At 43.7% G+C, this 16,395-nt stretch carries 18 protein-coding genes and 1 pseudogene; 8 read left to right on the forward strand and 11 right to left on the reverse strand.

All coding sequences use genetic code 11. The annotated features are described in order from the left end of the window. Positions 1-390, reverse strand: a pseudogene (locus BJP37_RS01200) (Crp/Fnr family transcriptional regulator); the annotation flags it as partial. Positions 391-602: 212 nt separating this feature from the next. On the opposite strand from BJP37_RS01200, the gene BJP37_RS01205 reads away from it, so the two are divergent. The 7 genes from BJP37_RS01205 to BJP37_RS01230 all read left to right on the forward strand — a co-directional run bounded on the left by BJP37_RS01205 (position 603) and on the right by BJP37_RS01230 (position 8,357). Beyond that, positions 603-1,745, forward strand: a complete 1,143-nt coding sequence (locus BJP37_RS01205) for an RNA-guided endonuclease InsQ/TnpB family protein (RefSeq protein WP_229415148.1) — start codon at positions 603-605, stop codon at positions 1,743-1,745. A gap of 416 nt (positions 1,746-2,161) precedes the next feature. After that, positions 2,162-3,220, forward strand: coding sequence for a sirohydrochlorin chelatase (locus BJP37_RS01210; protein WP_075895842.1), 1,059 nt, complete (start codon positions 2,162-2,164; stop codon positions 3,218-3,220). 246 nt (positions 3,221-3,466) lie between these two features. Next, complete coding sequence (locus BJP37_RS38160) at positions 3,467-3,613, forward strand: hypothetical protein (RefSeq protein ID WP_158069343.1); 147 nt, start codon at positions 3,467-3,469, stop codon at positions 3,611-3,613. A gap of 3 nt (positions 3,614-3,616) precedes the next feature. Next, positions 3,617-3,853 carry a regulatory protein SipA gene (sipA, locus tag BJP37_RS01215; protein ID WP_070390761.1) on the forward strand — a complete coding sequence of 79 codons (237 nt, stop codon included), beginning with the start codon at positions 3,617-3,619 and terminating at the stop codon, positions 3,851-3,853. A gap of 120 nt (positions 3,854-3,973) precedes the next feature. Continuing rightward, positions 3,974-5,053 (forward strand): MraY family glycosyltransferase, encoded by a 1,080-nt coding sequence (locus BJP37_RS01220; protein WP_070396429.1) that lies wholly within the window; start codon positions 3,974-3,976, stop codon positions 5,051-5,053. A 540-nt stretch (positions 5,054-5,593) separates the two neighbouring features. Next, a complete protein-coding gene (locus BJP37_RS34105; RefSeq protein ID WP_081431025.1) occupies positions 5,594-6,475 on the forward strand; it encodes a hypothetical protein in 882 nt (293 codons plus the stop codon). Positions 6,476-6,512: 37 nt separating this feature from the next. Continuing rightward, a complete protein-coding gene (locus BJP37_RS01230) occupies positions 6,513-8,357 on the forward strand; it encodes a pentapeptide repeat-containing protein (RefSeq protein WP_075895844.1) in 1,845 nt (614 codons plus the stop codon). A 36-nt stretch (positions 8,358-8,393) separates the two neighbouring features. Here the strand turns inward: BJP37_RS01230 and BJP37_RS01235 are convergent, their stop codons facing one another. The 6 genes from BJP37_RS01235 to BJP37_RS01250 form a co-directional block, all read right to left on the reverse strand. Then, positions 8,394-9,107 (reverse strand): DUF2259 domain-containing protein, encoded by a 714-nt coding sequence (locus BJP37_RS01235; protein ID WP_075895846.1) that lies wholly within the window; start codon positions 9,105-9,107, stop codon positions 8,394-8,396. Between the two features lie 115 nt (positions 9,108-9,222). Continuing rightward, positions 9,223-9,639, reverse strand: a complete 417-nt coding sequence (locus BJP37_RS01240) for a helix-turn-helix domain-containing protein (protein WP_075895848.1) — start codon at positions 9,637-9,639, stop codon at positions 9,223-9,225. Positions 9,640-10,019: 380 nt separating this feature from the next. Further along, positions 10,020-10,250: a hypothetical protein gene (locus BJP37_RS35305; RefSeq protein ID WP_143727413.1), complete on the reverse strand. Its 231-nt coding sequence runs from the start codon at positions 10,248-10,250 to the stop codon at positions 10,020-10,022. A gap of 234 nt (positions 10,251-10,484) precedes the next feature. Next, positions 10,485-11,342 (reverse strand): transposase, encoded by an 858-nt coding sequence (locus tag BJP37_RS42090; protein WP_229415150.1) that lies wholly within the window; start codon positions 11,340-11,342, stop codon positions 10,485-10,487. A gap of 446 nt (positions 11,343-11,788) precedes the next feature. Next, positions 11,789-11,929: a hypothetical protein gene (locus BJP37_RS38165; protein ID WP_158069344.1), complete on the reverse strand. Its 141-nt coding sequence runs from the start codon at positions 11,927-11,929 to the stop codon at positions 11,789-11,791. Positions 11,930-12,015: 86 nt separating this feature from the next. Next, positions 12,016-12,177 carry a hypothetical protein gene (locus BJP37_RS01250; RefSeq protein WP_158069345.1) on the reverse strand — a complete coding sequence of 54 codons (162 nt, stop codon included), beginning with the start codon at positions 12,175-12,177 and terminating at the stop codon, positions 12,016-12,018. 43 nt (positions 12,178-12,220) lie between these two features. Here BJP37_RS01250 and BJP37_RS01255 point away from each other — a divergent pair, with 43 nt between their 5' ends. Then, complete coding sequence (locus tag BJP37_RS01255) at positions 12,221-12,991, forward strand: ABC transporter ATP-binding protein (protein WP_075905644.1); 771 nt, start codon at positions 12,221-12,223, stop codon at positions 12,989-12,991. Positions 12,992-13,000: 9 nt separating this feature from the next. On the opposite strand, the gene BJP37_RS01260 is transcribed toward BJP37_RS01255, so the two are convergent. The 4 genes from BJP37_RS01260 to BJP37_RS01270 form a co-directional block, all read right to left on the reverse strand. Beyond that, complete coding sequence (locus BJP37_RS01260) at positions 13,001-13,369, reverse strand: hypothetical protein (protein ID WP_075895850.1); 369 nt, start codon at positions 13,367-13,369, stop codon at positions 13,001-13,003. A gap of 9 nt (positions 13,370-13,378) precedes the next feature. Further along, positions 13,379-13,651, reverse strand: a complete 273-nt coding sequence (locus tag BJP37_RS01265; protein WP_075895852.1) for a hypothetical protein — start codon at positions 13,649-13,651, stop codon at positions 13,379-13,381. 169 nt (positions 13,652-13,820) lie between these two features. Then, a complete protein-coding gene (locus tag BJP37_RS43160) occupies positions 13,821-13,955 on the reverse strand; it encodes a hypothetical protein (RefSeq protein ID WP_269086928.1) in 135 nt (44 codons plus the stop codon). Continuing rightward, the gene (locus tag BJP37_RS01270; protein WP_075895854.1) at positions 13,942-16,020 is read right to left on the reverse strand and encodes a dynamin family protein; all 2,079 of its coding nucleotides are present in this window, start codon (positions 16,018-16,020) and stop codon (positions 13,942-13,944) included. The genes BJP37_RS43160 and BJP37_RS01270 overlap by 14 nt, the downstream gene beginning before the upstream one ends. Between the last annotated feature and the right edge of the window lie 375 nt (positions 16,021-16,395).

Raw genomic sequence — 16,395 nt, forward strand, 5'->3', positions numbered from 1 at the left:
TCATTGTCGGGCTATCCTTCCCGACGCTGACCCTATCGGGTACAGCGCGGGGCTGCCGCCCATCAGCTCATGCTTGAACTTGCTGAGCAGTCGGGTAATTGTAACCCGCGTCGTTCCAATTGCATTGGCTAAATCCTGATGAGTAAGACGCATTCCGATCCGAATACCTTCTGGTACTGGCTCACCAACTTCCCGTTTTAATAGCAATAGTAAATGTTGTAGGCGTACCTCAACCCGGCGCTGACCCGAGATTGCTAACAGGATCTCTGTCTGTCGCATCCGACGCACTAGTTGGGGTAATATAGTCTGAGCTATATACGGAGAATTGTTGATTTCCGCTAAAGAATACCATTTGAGACGGACATCAGATAGGGCGATTGCCTGATAACTTGACCAAAAATTTGGGTCTCAAGCCCCGTCCTTCGCTGGATAGAAACCTTAGATAGTGGAGCCTTATTCAATAAGTTTTAACCCTTTTCCCCATAGCCTGCCGACCATAAAGGCTCCACTATCTAAGGTAACTTGGCCGTAGGCCACGCTGCGCGAACAATGGACGGCTTTTTTTTGTGCTATAATATTACGTAGAGTTATTCCACGTCAAAATGATTGTCTTAGAATTTAAGGTCAAAGGGAATAAAACTCAATATGCCGCCATTGATGAGGCGATACGGACTGGTCAGTTTGTACGAAATAAGTGCATCCGTTACTGGATGGACAACAAAGGTATAGGACAAAAAGACCTGTATCGCTATAACACGTGGATCAGAGCTGAATATCCTTTTGTCAAAGACTTAAACTCTCATGCCTGTCAAGCTTCGGTGGAAAGAGCTTATAGTTCAATTTCTAGGTTTTACGATAAGTGTAAAAAACAAGTCCCTGGCAAAAAGGGTTATCCCAAGTTTAAAAAGTTTTCTCGGTCAGTTGAGTATAAGACATCAGGCTGGAAACTTTCACCTGATACCAAGTCTATAAAATTCTTAGACAAAAAAGGTATCGGGAAACTAAAGCTTAAGGGAACCTGGGAGTTATGGCGTTACGACCAAAATTTGATTAAACGAGTTAGGTTGGTTCGTCGCGCAGATGGCTATTATGTTCAATTTTGTGTAAAAGTTGAGATTAAAGAATCTCTAGAACCGTCCCATACAAATGTGGGAATTGATGTGGGTTTACAAGAATTCTACACCGATTCAAAGGGAAACACAGAACCAAATCCAAGATTTTATCGTAAGGGCGAGAAACGGTTGAAATTTTATCAACGCCGAGTTTCTCGTAAAAAGAAAGGCTCAGCTAACCGAAGAAAAGCCATTAATAGATTAGGCAGGACACACCTTAATATAAGTAGGCAACGTGAAGAACATGCCAAGAGACTCGCGCGTTGCGTAATCCACTCTAACGACGTGGTCGCTTACGAAGATTTAAGAGTGAGAAATTTTGTAAAAAATCATTGTCTTGCCAAATCTATTAATGATGCAGGTTGGTATCAATTTAGAAAATGGTTAGAGTATTTCGGACAAAAGTTTGGCAGGGAAACTGTAGCAGTTAATCCTGCCTATACTAGCCAAAATTGCTCAAACTGCGGTGAAGTTGTCAAAAAATCGCTATCTACTAGAACTCATGCATGTTTATGCGGGTGTGTGTTGGATCGCGACCATAATGCAGCTATCAATATTCTAAAAATAGCCTTGGGTACTGTAGGGCATACAGGAACCTGGATCTTAGATCCGTTCGCGCAGCGGAGGCCGTAGGCCACGCGGGGCGCGTTCGGGTCTCCCAAAACGCTTATGGAGAATCGGCCTCTACTCTTCCTGATTCCGGTCTGGTTGAGCAAGTCGGCTCATTGAAGTAAGAATCCCCGTTCTTCTAGGACGGGGAGTGTCAAAGCACAGAAAACCAATTACCAAAGAATGCAGAAGACTCTGCCCAACCCAACCATATCTCCTTCCCTTCTGGGGAAAGGGTCGGTAATCAAGAGATTAAGCCCTTAAACAAATGAGGTATTAATAATAGAAGTATTCAGGAGCAAGATCGATGCTACCCCTGAGTTATTGTCCTTACCTTCCCTACCAGTAAAATGCCCTTGAGGAAATTAAGTATTTAATAAGTTAGTTAACTATGTAAGTATGACGTAGAAGTATGACCTATGAATGATCAAGGATGAAGTATGAAGATCGATGTCACCGCTGAGTCATTGTCCCTATCTCCCCTACCACTAAAACGCCCGTTATTAATGGTTGGTCACGGCACTAGAGACCCCGATGGGCGTCAGACTTTCCTTGATTTTGCCCAGACCTATCAAACCTTGAACCATTCTCGACCAGTAGTGCCTTGTTTTTTAGAACTAACAGGTCCAACTATTCAAGAGGGAGTAGAGAGTTGTGTCCAGCAGGGTTATACAGAACTCACTGTATTACCGATTTTACTGTTTGCAGCTCGTCACAATAAATTTGATGTTACTAACGAGTTAGACCGGGCAAGGGCAAAATATCCCCAAGTCAAGTTTCACTACGGGCGTCATTTTGGAATTACCACTGGAATTCTGGATTTATGGCGGCAACGGCTTGCCAAACTTGACCAACCCCAACCAGAGTTAGCCGTTAGCCAGTTGAAGGGTGAAGCTTCTAATCTAGAACCTTCCACAAAACAACCTCTAGCCTTAAGAAAGGACACAGTACTTCTATTTGTTGGTCGTGGGTCTAGTGACCCTGATGCTAATGGTGATGTCTACAAAATGGCTCGCATGCTCTGGGAAGGCAGTGGCTATAAAACTGTGGAAACCTGCTTTATTGGCATTACCCATCCTCGGTTAGAAGAAGGGTTCCGTCGCGCCCGACTCTACCAACCTAAGCATATTATAGTACTTCCTTACTTCCTATTTACCGGGGCTTTAGTAAAAAAGATTTTTGAGATCACAGCTCAGCAGCAGAAACTTTATCCAGAGGTTCCCTTGACCTGTTTACCAGAAATGGGGATTCAACCTCAGCTGCTATCTGTGCTCAGGGACCGAGAAATCGAGGCTCAGTTGGGGCAAGTGCAGATGAATTGTGAGATGTGTAAGTTCCGGTTAGCAGCCATTGATAATGGTGCTGACAACGGACACTCCCACCACCATCACCACGGGCATGACCATCACCAGCACCACTCTCACCAGCCTAATCACAATACCCCAGATCCCTATCAAGATTTGGAAAAATACCACCAGCGTATTTGGCAAGCACCCTAGGGTTGGCCGGTTGAAGGTTAACAGGTTGAAGGTTAACAGGTTGAAGGTTAACAGGTTGAAGGTTGAAGGTTGAAGGTTGAAGGTTTAAGGTTAATCCAGACAACTTCCAACCTATACTACAAGGGACCCCTGGGCAAGAACAACATTCAACCCAAGAACCTACCCTACACTGAACGCCAAAGGCGAACAACCCCATAACCTTGGCCTATTGGCCACGCTTCGCGAACAACCTTAAACCCCATAACCTTGGCCTATTGGCCACGCTTCGCGAACAACCTTAAACCCCATAACCTTAAACCCCATAACCTTGGCCAAAGGCCACGCTACGCGAACAACCTGTTAACCTTCAACCTTCAACCTTCAACCTTCAACCCCATAACCTTTTTTGACTGACCAATGTCTCAAGACTTTAACGTTGGCGATCGCGTAAGAGTAATTACATTACCACGCTACGTCAAAACTGCTGAACCAATGCCAATGCTGCGACCTCCTGATGTGATTAAAGTTGGGGAAGAGGGAGTAATCCTCGACCGACGTCCAGGAGGATACTGGGGTGTTCGCTTTTCTAGAGGAGCATTTCTGATCGATAGTCAGTACATTGAGTTAGTTCAGGGGGAAAATCCAAACCCCTAATCCCTAAGTGGTAATCGCTTTTTCCTGCTGATGTGCTTCTACCCATGTACCTTATTTACAAGATGAGCTTAATATTATCCATAGCGATTACAATTTTGCAGTCTGGACGTGACTTGGGAGATAGATGTGTACGGCTTCCTACAGTCCCTCGGAATTGCCAACCCTAGGGGAAGTGGCTGGCTGGCAGTCATATTAACTTTCGGATTGGCATGGGCAGTGACTAGATGCTTGATGCCAACTTTACGCTCGTTTGCTCTAGAGGTTGGTTGGGCTGACCAACCCAATGCCCGGCGGCTTAACCAAGAACCCTTACCCAATGCAGGAGGCTTAGCTATCTATACCGGAGTGGTAGCTGCCCTGGTACTAGCTACCCTCCTTAGACCGATTGTCATCGAAGGGGTGTTAGCTCAAGTGCTGACTATTCTCCTAGGGGGCTCGGTTCTGGTACTGGTAGGCTTTATTGATGATCAATTTGGTTTGCCTGCCTATGTACGCTTGTCGGTTCAAATTATTGCTGCCCTGCTGTTAGTGGCTAGTGGTGCCGGGATTAAAGCTACCTTCGGTACTCCGATTGATGTCCAACTCTCCATGTTACTTACGGTTCTATGGGTTGTGGGTATTACTAATGCCATTAACCTTATGGATGGGATGGATGGTTTAGCGGCAGGGGTCAGCTTTATTACTGCTATGAGCCTGTTAGCGGTTTCAGCTCAGTTTCCCAGTCGTGCCGCAGCAACGTTGCTTCTGGCAGCCCTAGGGGGGTCAGCTCTGGGATTTTTGCGCCATAACTTCCATCCTTCCCACATTATTATGGGAGATGCAGGTGCGTACTTTTTCGGCTATGTACTAGCTGCCAGCAGCATTTTAGGGTCTTTGAAAGTGACTACGGTATTTGCCCTAGTCCCCCCAGTAGTATTTTTGCTATTGCCAGTCCTAGATACTACTCAGGTATTTGTGCGACGGTTGATCAATGGTAAAAACCCTCTAACTACCCCAGGTAAAGACCACTTACATCACCGCTTGCTAGCCTTTGGTTTCTCTCAGCGCTATGTTGCCCTTATCCTTTGGGGCATTACCTTAGTGTCTAACTGGCTAGCAATGAAACTGCAAGGTATGACTCCTAGGGTGATTTATGCCACGACAGGGGGTATCATTTTGCTGTTAGGCATTACTGTTTTGCAAAGAATTAGAGCAAAATAAAGCGTTCCCCGATTGTGGAATGATTAAAGGTAATCGGTAATTGGTAATGGGTCATGGGTAATTTGTAACTGACCCAACTCTACTTGGTATCCCAAACGATAGTTAGCAATGTCCTGGTCAGTGCTGGCAAGGGCAGCATGTGCGTAGGGAGTAAGCTGACGACTCTTGCTCTGGAAGATATATTAAGAAATATTAAATTGTCAATTTAATTGACAATTTATACGAGACCGCTGCTAAAATTAATGGTGGGTCTGACCCCACATAATTGAATTGGTATTAAATGATATAATAGACTATTTATTATTATATCCTGATTAAATCACCTGCTTTGAGGCGATTTGCTAGCAACAAAGCCGCCCTCTTCAGTAAGCAGCAAGACTACCGGAATTTAACCGATCGCCATCGTAAAGCTTGAGTCAAGCTCCATTTGTTGGAGATTCAAGCTTCATCTCTTGATGCAGTTGCTCATGGGGGTTTACCCCAATAGCTATACTGCATCGCTTTACCCAATTTCTTGCTTGCAGCGGTTGAAGATGACCGATGACCAATTACCCCTTAATTAATATCTTACTACCAGCTGTAGTTATCTCCAGCACTATATTTTCCAGTTTGACCTTACCGTTTGTTTTCAACAAATCAAAACCAATCGTTGTTGAAGTTAAACCGTTTTTAAACGTCGAACTTAAACCCATCTTCCATGAAGACCATAAGGATTTAGCAATTCCTTATCTTGGCGTTGCCATCCTAGGGAGTGTGTTAGCTGGTCTTGGCACTGTTGAAGTGGGAAGGAAATGGCAAAAATACCAAGCATCAGTCAGAGAAAAAAACAGACAACGCCTCCAGGATATCGAATCCCTGAACCAAGGCGAATCGGAACCAGAATACCAACCGGATGTTTCAACAATAGCTCTTACCCAGAGGGATGATTTGCTTCGGTATCGAGGACTAACTCCTCCTAACACTCAATCGTTTGCTGTTCAACAACCCCATGGTGTTGTTGATAGCAATAATGTTATTGAGTTTAAACGCAATAGAGTAGCTCAAACTAAAGGGATGGCTATAAATGCCAACCAACTTAAGTTTTACCCTGAATCCCAAAACAATAATTCAGTTCAACTGAGGTCTTCCCCTGTTCCTGCTCTTGCTCTCCTTCAGGATTTGGAATTATCCTCCAGTCATATTATTAAATCCCGTCAGGATTACCAAATCTGCTGGATTAACGTACCTCATTTAAGCAGACGCTTATTAGCCATTAACGTTGATGGTCAATACTACAGTTTTTTACGATTAGAAAAAACTCAAGAACAACTTATCGCTATTTTGTCTAAGGTAGCTGATCAGCTCGATAAAATAGTAATTACTCATATCGATAAAGGGTATGTAATTTGGAATTGGGAACCGGAGGTATTATCTAATAATTAATTTTGATGATTTTTAAATTAAAACTAACGAACGATACATGAATACTGATGAAATTCAGTCACAATATTCCCTTGGGGAAAGAGATTTTAGTGGAGCTGACTTAAGTCAAGTCAACCTCAGCCAGGTAAATCTGGAACGGGTAGTTTTATGGCGAGCCGACCTCAGTCAAGCAATTCTTACTGGCACTAACCTCAGTAGTGCTGATCTCTGGGGAGCTAATTTGAGGGAAGCTAACTTAACTCAAGCTGTTCTATGTGGTGCTAATCTGGGTCAGGCAGACTTGAGCGAAGCTATTCTAGACTTAACTAACCTCCATACTACACTATACAATTTTTCCACTCAGTTTCCCCCAAATTTCGACCCTACCAAGGCAGGAGCTTATTTAATTGCCCCCGAGGCTTTACTAACGGAAGCTAAATTGAGTGGGGTAGATCTCAGTGATACCAATTTAAGGGGTGCGAATTTGACCAGAGCTGACCTCTGGAAAACTAACCTCAAAGGTGCTGATCTCAAAGAAGCTAATCTAACCCGTGCTTGCTTAATTGGGGCTGAGTTGCAGGATGTTGACCTAACAGGAGCTAATTTAAGCCGCTCCAATCTGATGGGGGCAAACCTCAAGGGTGCTAAGCTTCTAAATGCAACCCTGAGCGGTATACTCTACGACGAAACCACTCAGTTTCCTGACGATTTTGACCCAGTGAAGGCAGGAGGACATTTAATTGCTCCTGGTGTATCTCTACCAATGGCTAACCTGAGTCAGTCAAATCTCAGTGGTGTGGACTTAAGTGAAGCAGACTTATCCCAAGTTGACCTGAGTCAGGGTCACTTTTTTGGTATATCTTTGCTTAGAGCTAATTTAAGGAAAGCCAATTTAAGAGGAGTTCAATTCTGGGAAGCGGATCTACGAGAAGCCGATCTACAGGAAGCGGATTTGCGGGGAGCGGACTTATGGTTGAGCTTAGTTAGTGGCGCGGATTTCAGAGGAGCAGATTTAAGGAGCATTCACTTGTTTGGAGTAGATCTGTCCGCTACTAATCTTGAAGCGGTTAACCTCAAAGGAGCAATTTATAACGAAAAGACTCAATTTCCTGAAGATTTTGACCCCACAGCCTATGGGGCATATCTCATTGCTGCGGATGTGTCTCTGTGTGGGCTAAATCTTCAGGGGGCTGACCTCAGAGGAGCTGACTTGAGTAGGGCAGATTTGGGGAAAGTTAGCCTTTTTGGGGCAGATCTTTACTCGGTTAACCTGGAGGGAGTCAATTTGCTCGGAGCGCTCTACGACCAAGCTACTCGATTTCCAGAAGGGTTTGACCCCAGCCAACACGGAGCTTACTTAATTGCCCCCGGTGCATCATTTTCAGATCAAGAGTTAAATGGCACTGATCTGGGGGGAGCTAACTTTAGTAAGGTAAATTTGCTTGGTGCAGATCTGCGCTGTGCTAATCTCGAAGATGCTAAATTTGAGATATCGCTCTATAACCAAACTACTCAATTTCCGGAAGGGTTTGACCCTAGTAAGTTGGGAGCATATTGCATTGTGCCTGTTGCTTCCCTATCAGGGAAAGATTTGAGTGGAGCCAACTTAGGAGGAGTTGACCTTAGTCAAGCTGACCTCAGTGGGGCTAATCTCAGTCAAGCTGACCTTTGGGGGGCAAACCTGAGTCAGGCAAACTTGGCAGGGGCTAATTTGACAGGTGCTGACTTGTTAGGGGCAAATTTAACTGGTGCTGACTTAACCAAGGCTACCCTAAGTGGTGCTAATCTCCATGGGGCACAACTTAAGGATGCTAAACTGGCTGGCGTAGACCTGAGTGATGTTGACTTGAGCAACACGTTTATCAGTGGGGCAATTATGCCTGATGGTACGCTTCACCACTAAACTGTTAGAAAGCAAAAGGCAGAAGGCAAAAGTAGTTTAGATCGGAAAACTTTGAACAAAGGTTGTCTGAAAGTCAGCGTTATAGGTGGCTTGGTGGAGATTGATCAGTACAACTATGTTCTGTCTATTGGGGGATAAGCGAACTTCTCTGATGGAATATTTCCTGATAGCTTCACGGTAATTGTTCAGTTTACCTAGGGTCAGTTGGCGATAATTGTAATTAATGACTAGGTGCATTGAAGCCCGGTCTATATCAGACATTCCTCCAGATAAAACTGAGGGAATATAAATTTGTTCTAAACGAATCTCTAGTGGGTCTTTTTCTTTATCCACCAAGACCTTAACCGTTTCTGTGCCATTGGGTTGAATGGAACGCTCAATAATTGGCAGTTTGAGTCCTACTTTTAATTGATTGAGTCTTAAGCTCTGTCTTATTCTTTGGGTTTTCCTGAGTAAACTCTCTTCAGCCTCTTTAGGAGTGAGATTGGAATCCGAGTAGTTATAGTTAGTTTCTAGACAACCTTTCTTGACACAAGCGTTAGTGGCTACATCGATAATTTGGATTTTGGCAGTAGGAACCTTTGTGACATGGTTTCTAGCACTTTCCAGATAAATATAGTTACGGCTATCTACAGAAAAACCTGACAATCGACGATTGGTTTTGACAATAAGTGCTAATCCCTCCTCTCCAAGCAATAGTAGAAAGAAGCTAGCAATCAACAAACTTGAATATAAATAAAAGCGTTTCATCCGACTTCCCTGATCCTTTAATTGGTCTTTTCCATACCAGTGATGATGTTTCTCTGGAGTATAGCGTTTCCTAGTCTAATCAGGTAGATGTCTAGTCAGGTAAGCTGTTACTAAATTAAATAACTTTAAAATCAGAAATAGTCTCAATCCACACCCTTGCTCCACATTTGAGGGGATCATCGGGGCGATACATGACTCTACACGGCCCATTGACTTCCACCGTATGACCATAAGTGTTTTGAGAGCCTCGTTTTACGGTAATCACAGGGTTACGCTCCCCTGTCTTGAGATTGTTGCGAATTACCCTCTGGTTAACATGAATCACAGCCTTAGTGTACTCTCTGCGCTTTGACCAGTTCCGCTTGGGACCCCGAGTGCCGGGAGTGACTACTGGCATGCCATCAAACAGAGGAATCACCCAAGTTCTACCCACTTTATAGGCTCCTTTAACTCTGCCTTTGCTGAGAAGGTAACGGACGCGAGTGGCGGAAACACCTAGTAAATCAGCGGCTTGTGCGGTGGAAATCATCATGGGGAGTTAACCATTGCGTTAACGATACTATTATTGTAACAGAATTTTGGATAAGATGCAAGGGATAAGATTTTAGGTATTAATTACTAGATACAGTAATGCGTTCGCGTAGCGGCGACCCAGGAGCATCCCGTAGCGTGACCTATGGATCCCATTCCAGCCATTACTCTAGTTCCAAGTTTCCAAAAAAACTATTGCATTAGCGCATCAATAAGTCGAGTGAGTGGCGATATCAAAGTTAATTACTAGGTACAGTAAATGTGTTCGCGTAGCGTGACCTATGGTCAATCCCATGATCAGCCAAAGCGCCTCAGTTCCAGGTTTCCAAAAAAACTATTGCATTCACGCAGCAACAAGTCCAGTGGGTGGCCACATTTTTGTTAATGACTAGGTACAGTAAATGCGTTCGCGTAGCGGCTCCAAAGGAGCATCGCATAGCGGCTGCACAGGAGCATCCCGTAGCGTGACCTATGGTCAATCCCATGATCAGGCAAAGCACCTCGGTTCCAGGCGTTGCTTAATAATAGAATGATTGTAATAGTTTTGTAGAGTGGACATCTTGGTGGAATGGGCATCTTGCGTGGAACTGGCATCTTGTGTAGAACTGGCATCTTGCCAGTTTCCTCCTTATTTTCGGGCGGGCAGGATGCCCACTCTACTCCTATTCATTCAAAGACTGACGCAACACCGATTTTAAAGGTATTGGAAAGGATAGTGTTTATGGTGGTAATAAAAAAAACTTGTTAAGTGTTAATGGTTTGTCAATTAACACTTAACAATTAGGTGCGACCCGTGGCGAATTTAATTATTAATGAGTTAAGCGCACCCTGATTGACTGACAAAAGTTATTCCGGAACATATTGGTACGTTAGTACTTTGAACTCTAGCCTATAAATTCGTTTCTCGTGTTGTTTGCGCGATGCCATAACAGGGTCAGGATCACGGTTGGAGGTGAAACTGACGTGACGAATCAGTCGCCATCCGTTTAACAGAGCAGTTTTGACCCAATCCCAGCCGATGCGGAAATAGCTGTTGCCACGAAACCAATGGGTGTCAACCCACCGTCGTTTCCCCGTTTCCACAACCAATGTGCCTTGTGCCGTAACATAGAGTGTAGCCAATGCCAAGATGAACCACAGTCTTGAAAGGGCACATACACACCGAATCTCAGACTTCTGGATGTTCCAGCCGTTGGATTGGTCGTCCAAAAAAGCCTCCTCAATATCGAATCTCAATCCGTATTCACAGAATGTTTGTAAGGTGGTTGGTTCATCACTGACGATAGCCCAAAATTCACCATTGATATTGTTGCGCCCAAACGCTATGTGAACCGAGCCATACCATTGGTCTTTATGCAATCCCACGTTATGAAAACACAGCGCTTCGCCCCGTTTGAAGTGAAACTGTTTAAGTTGACACCAACCTTTGCCAGTGCGCCAAATCCAAGCATCCTTTTTCAAACGGATACGATAATGCCAATGCCATTGCTGAGTCAGGGCTTTGATCAAATCCTTATGGACAAACCCTCGATCAGCCAATAAGACAATTTTCACGTCTTTGGGTAGGCACCGAGCTGCCTGATTCAACACATCTCGGTAGTCGCTGAATGAAACCATCGCACTGCTGTGGTGAAGCACTCGCCAAGCCACTGGCAGGGCACGACCCCGATAAACCACTGCCACAAGGGAGCTGGCAATATTCATCCCAAAACAAGGACGTATCTAAGCTCAAGTAAAGACACTCTTGTTGCCAGTGAACCAAGGCCGCTTGGATCAAGGGTTTATACAGTCGATGTACATTGATACGAGGGTTATTGAGCCATCGACGGACCCGTCTGTGCTTACTGTGAGCATACTGTCCTCGGCAGGGCAGATAGGATATCCAACGGGTCAGATTAACTTCACCACTATGGATCAAGGCTACCACCATCCATAGACAGACCGTTAGATGAGCTTTGTGTGCCCAGGGACTGGCTTGACCCAGCCAGGCATTCAGGGCATTGTAGAGGCGGGAGTTTTTTTTCACAGCGTTCCTATGGTTTTGAGTGGCATCGCGCATCTTAGAACGCTGGCTCCCACTCAGCTTTTTTTAATCCCTCAAACATCCATCTGACAAACAGTTTGACAAAACAGTGACCGCCTTTTGTCAGTCAGTCAGGGTTGAAGGTTGAAGAAGGTTGTTCGCGTAGCGTGGCCTTTTGGCCAAGGTTGAAGGTTGAAGGTTGTTCGCGTAGCGTGGCCTTTTGGCCAAGGTTGAAGAAGGTTGTTCGCGTAGCGTGGCCTTTGGCCAAGGTTTAAGGTTTAAGGTTTAAGGGTTAAGGGTTAATCAGGTTGAAGGTTGAAGGTTTAATCAGGTTGAAGGTTTAAGTTTTAAGGTTTAAGGGTAAGTATTCAGCTGATAGCTGATAGCTGATAGCTTCAGATATTTTCCCGATTCCCGATTCCCGATTCCCGATTCCCGATCCCCGATTCCCGATTCCCGATTCCCGATTCCCGATTCCTGATTCCCGATTCCCGATTCCCGATTCCCGATTCCCACACTTCCCCTTCTTTTTTACAAATATCAGATGCACCCTTTAAAAATGACCAATAATCACAATTTGCCTAAGCTACAGGTGTGCGCTCTTTCCAAAAGTTTTCGCCACCGACGGGAAGAATTGGTAGTGCTAAAGGATATTAATCTCGATCTTGAGGCGAATGAATTTGTGTGTATAGTTGGACCGTCTGGCTGCGGCAAATCAACCTTGCTCAACATTATCGCTGGACTAATTCCTCCCTCTAAAGGACATGTAAAGGTAGATGGTGAGGTGGTTTTAGGTCCTGGTCGGGATCGGGGCATGGTTTTCCAGAACTATACCCTATTTCCCTGGCTAACGATTGCTGATAATATCGGTTTTGGTCTGAGGTTACAACGATTGCCTAAGGGGGAATCCCAAGAACGCATTGCTTACTATTTGGATGTAATCGGTCTAAGCCGCTTTGCTAATGCCTACCCCAAACAGCTGTCAGGGGGTATGAAACAGCGGGTTGCGATCGCACGAGCCTTGGCTAATGAACCGGAAGTGCTGTTGATGGATGAGCCCTTTGGAGCCTTAGATGCCCAAACTAAGGAGGAATTGCAGGAATTCTTCCTCGGACTTTGGCAGAAGACCCATATTACTGTTTTGATGATTACCCATGATGTGGAAGAAGCAGTGTTCTTATCCCAGCGTATCTATGTGATGGGAACTCATCCGGGTTGTATCCGGGATAAGATTATGATTGATTTACCGGCTGTTCGTACTCTGGATACAAAGCTAACGTTGGAATTTGTGGAATTGAAACGGCAGGTAATTCAGGCTTTGCGCATTTGATCATGGTTATTAATTGGAGATAGTGGCTATTTTATTAACTCTTTCATAGTCTTTATTAAGATTATAATAGTTGTCCAATTTATCTCCAAAAAGCCAGGTTTTGACGATATCTACGACTTCTGCTGTTTCCTCGACTGTAATGCGAGCAACAGCGTTATCCCATTCCCTTTCATCCTGCCAGTCTTCTAAATCAATTGCTATTCCATCACCATCTGTGTCAATCCAAATGTGTCTTTCTGGATAATTTAGGCTTTGGAAAGATAAGGTAGATAGACAGGCTTCAGCACGATCTGTTTCATAGGCTATTGGGATGATATCCCCAATCATTTGCCTAAGAGTTTCGGTAATATCATCCTTTGGATCAGTTCTCAAAGTCATCAGGTTACCTCATTTTTTTAATTTTTCTCTGTTATCTGTCAGTAGCTTGCGAATGTTTATCCCTGCTACTCTTCCAGCTTTAAGAGCTTCTTCAACTGTCATGGTTTTTGCTTCATCAGGAAGAACTTGGTTAATATTAGATCTTCGGAATCTAGCAATATACTCTTGGACAGTGAGAGAGCGATTTTTGTAAAGCTGGCCAGTTATAGGTGAGTTGAGATTACCAAGTTTACATTGTTTAGCCCAATCCTCAAATTCTTTGTCTGGTTGTTCAACTGCCACTGGGCAAGGATTACTATATAAGTATACAATATTAATTATATAGCGGTTCAGCTCTTCCGTAAATCAAGATGCTAAATACTGCACTAAATATAGGATAGTAGTTGTTATGGTTTTTGCTTCTATTATCGATTACCCAAGACTAATTATTACTCTTGGGTAATCGATAGTATCACGTTAAGCGATCGCATTGTAAGCGAACAGCGATTAGCGCTACTTGAGGTGCCAAAAGCCAACGGCTGACCGCTGACCACTGACTACTGACCGCTGATAGCTGAATGCTTACTAGAAGGTTAAGCGATCGCATTCACAAAATTCTGATAAGTGCTCTCAACCTTCTCGGCTTGGGAGGCGACATCAGCTTCTAACTGTTTCAAGCGAGCTAATTCTTGCTCCCGATTAATTTCATGAGATTCTTTTTGCTTCATTAAATTATCTAATTCCCCTTTGCGAGCTTTAATATCATCATCCATCCGCTCAGTTACTTCCTGCTCATACACATCAAAACATTCTTTGATAGCATCATAAATTGGTTGCCATTGCTCTTGTGCTACCTCAGGCAAATATTTCACCAACTCTTTTCTAGCTGCTTTCACCAATTCCTTACGAGCTTGATCGGCTTGCACGACTCCAACTCCTAATCCTAATAAGGCTAGACCCACTGGTCCAAGAGTAATCCCAGAAACAACGCTAATGATGCCACCAATTCCCATGACTGTGATGAAGTTCAGCACAATATTTTTCCAATCGAAACCAGCTCCAGCCATAGCGACTCCTGCTAGATTTCCCCTAGCTAAGGAAAATAATCCTGCTGCCCATTTTGCCCAAGCGGGAGCGTTATCTTCTGTAGTGTAGTTGCTGACAGGTCTTACGGTTTGTCCGGTTAATTTTTGATTAATTTTATCCGTGACTTTAGTATAGGAAGCACCGTAGGTTACTGCACTGCGAGATAGCTGAGCAAAGGCAGCATCCATCTCTTTTTCAGCTGTCTTACTCCACTCTGACAATTTATCATTAATATACCGTTCAAATCCTTGCCTCAACTCGGATTCAAAGGCTTCTCGTTTGCCTGTACTCAAGAAATCCATAAACCGGAGTTCAGGTTGATAGTGTAAGAAGTCTGACTCAAAGGTATTGCCTAAATTTAAAACATAGGTACGAAATGAATCTGCGATCGCTTTCGCTTTATTATCCCGAACTGTTTTAATTTCATCCTTGAATTGCTCACCAATATCCTTGAGTTTATTAAATTCTGGTTCAACGGAATTAATTCGTTCTTTTAACTCATTTAAATCTTGCTCTAGCAAGGGGATGCGACGTTCAATAGCTTCATGAACATGGTTACTGCCTTGACGGGCTAAGGTTCTCGCTTGTCGTAATTCAGAAATTGCTCGTTCCTTCGTTAAAAATGTATTGAGTGCTCCCATAAACTCCGGAAATCCTGTGCCATCAAGAGACACGTCTGGATTTTTAACTCGCTTGCGCAGGGCATTAATTGCTGAAATTTCAAACACTCGTTCATCATAGATATCATATCCATCTACCTGACAATAGTCTGCCAAGTTAGCCTGAAATACTCGCCGTAGTCTATCTTCAGCTTCTTCTAATTCTTCTGTATCATCGGGGTCAATCAAACTTTCCCGAATCTGGTCCCAAGCATTAATTAGAAAGAAAACCGTTAATCCCCGGTCTTTTAGATAATTTTCTAGATAACGACGTTCCCCTAAAGTACAGGGTTGAGTTGCTCTGAGCACAAACAGGATAGCGTGACAATTATTAATGTAACCGAGGGATAACTCATTGCGCGCTTCCGTATCATTCAGTCCTGGACTATCTACAATTTCAATCCCTTTTTCTAGCAATGGTAAGGGATACTCCACGATGGCATGACTAACATTGGGAAACGCTAGCTTCTTCTGTTGTTCAAGTCGCTTTGCTTCAGCTGGATCGATGGTATAGCGATGCTTAAAGGATTTAAAATCAATTTCTTCTGGTGGTGTATCATCATTAAAGTACACTGTCACATTCTTTTGAGCACCATAGCGTAAAACTGTCAGCAACGCTGTACAAGGATTGACATCACTGGGCAGTAAATTCTCACCAATTAAAGCATTGAGAAATGTACTTTTTCCCCGCTTCATATCTCCTAATACCAGTAGTCGGAATCGCCCCTGTTGTAAATTTTTACTAGCTTTAGAAATATCTTCAATATCTCTATCCAAGCCTAACTTACCGGAATTACTCTCCCCTGCGGATTCCGATTGTTCTAGTATATTACTGATTTGACTCAAGTAACTAGCTATTTCACCACGCACCGTGGCAACTCGATCGAGATCATTGAGAAAATTTGTGGTTTCGATTTTAGCACTCATAGTTATATAGCGTTTGTATCTAGGTTGTCAACACACGTATTGTAAAAAAAGGCAATAGGCAATAGGCAATAGGCAATAGGGAACAGGGAACAGGGAAGAGTAGTCAAGAGATGCGAGTAGTTTTTGGTGTTATGCTCAATTAGCATTCGTTTTCATGATCTATTTAGAAATGCTATAGTTTTAGCTTAGCTAATTAATGGTTTCAACACTTCCGACTCTCTACTACCTAGGGGAGCATGTAACTTTTGTTAATCTCTGATTTAGATTCCCCGTTTCCCTTAATAAGGGGGACTTTTTAATCTAATTCCCCCCTTTTTTAAGCTATCCATTAGGCAAAAGTAGTCGAAACGGTGATAGAGACTAGGATTTAGGCAA

The organism is Moorena bouillonii PNG (genome assembly GCF_001942495.1).
GTDB classification, from domain to species: domain Bacteria; phylum Cyanobacteriota; class Cyanobacteriia; order Cyanobacteriales; family Coleofasciculaceae; genus Moorena; species Moorena bouillonii.

What these genes read in the sequence shown, in the direction of transcription:
- BJP37_RS01205 (WP_229415148.1), top strand. Translation starts at nt 603, where the DNA reads ATGATTGTCTTAGAATTTAAGGTCAAAGGGAATAAAACTCAATATGCC.
- BJP37_RS01210 (WP_075895842.1), top strand. Translation starts at nt 2,162, where the DNA reads ATGAAGATCGATGTCACCGCTGAGTCATTGTCCCTATCTCCCCTACCA.
- sipA (WP_070390761.1), top strand. Translation starts at nt 3,617, where the DNA reads ATGTCTCAAGACTTTAACGTTGGCGATCGCGTAAGAGTAATTACATTA.
- BJP37_RS34105 (WP_081431025.1), top strand. Translation starts at nt 5,594, where the DNA reads ATGACCAATTACCCCTTAATTAATATCTTACTACCAGCTGTAGTTATC.
- BJP37_RS01230 (WP_075895844.1), top strand. Translation starts at nt 6,513, where the DNA reads ATGAATACTGATGAAATTCAGTCACAATATTCCCTTGGGGAAAGAGAT.
- BJP37_RS01235 (WP_075895846.1), bottom strand. Translation starts at nt 9,107, where the DNA reads ATGAAACGCTTTTATTTATATTCAAGTTTGTTGATTGCTAGCTTCTTT.
- BJP37_RS01240 (WP_075895848.1), bottom strand. Translation starts at nt 9,639, where the DNA reads ATGATGATTTCCACCGCACAAGCCGCTGATTTACTAGGTGTTTCCGCC.
- BJP37_RS35305 (WP_143727413.1), bottom strand. Translation starts at nt 10,250, where the DNA reads ATGCCAGTTCTACACAAGATGCCAGTTCCACGCAAGATGCCCATTCCA.
- BJP37_RS42090 (WP_229415150.1), bottom strand. Translation starts at nt 11,342, where the DNA reads ATGAATATTGCCAGCTCCCTTGTGGCAGTGGTTTATCGGGGTCGTGCC.
- BJP37_RS01255 (WP_075905644.1), top strand. Translation starts at nt 12,221, where the DNA reads ATGACCAATAATCACAATTTGCCTAAGCTACAGGTGTGCGCTCTTTCC.
- BJP37_RS01260 (WP_075895850.1), bottom strand. Translation starts at nt 13,369, where the DNA reads ATGACTTTGAGAACTGATCCAAAGGATGATATTACCGAAACTCTTAGG.
- BJP37_RS43160 (WP_269086928.1), bottom strand. Translation starts at nt 13,955, where the DNA reads ATGCGATCGCTTAACCTTCTAGTAAGCATTCAGCTATCAGCGGTCAGT.
- BJP37_RS01270 (WP_075895854.1), bottom strand. Translation starts at nt 16,020, where the DNA reads ATGAGTGCTAAAATCGAAACCACAAATTTTCTCAATGATCTCGATCGA.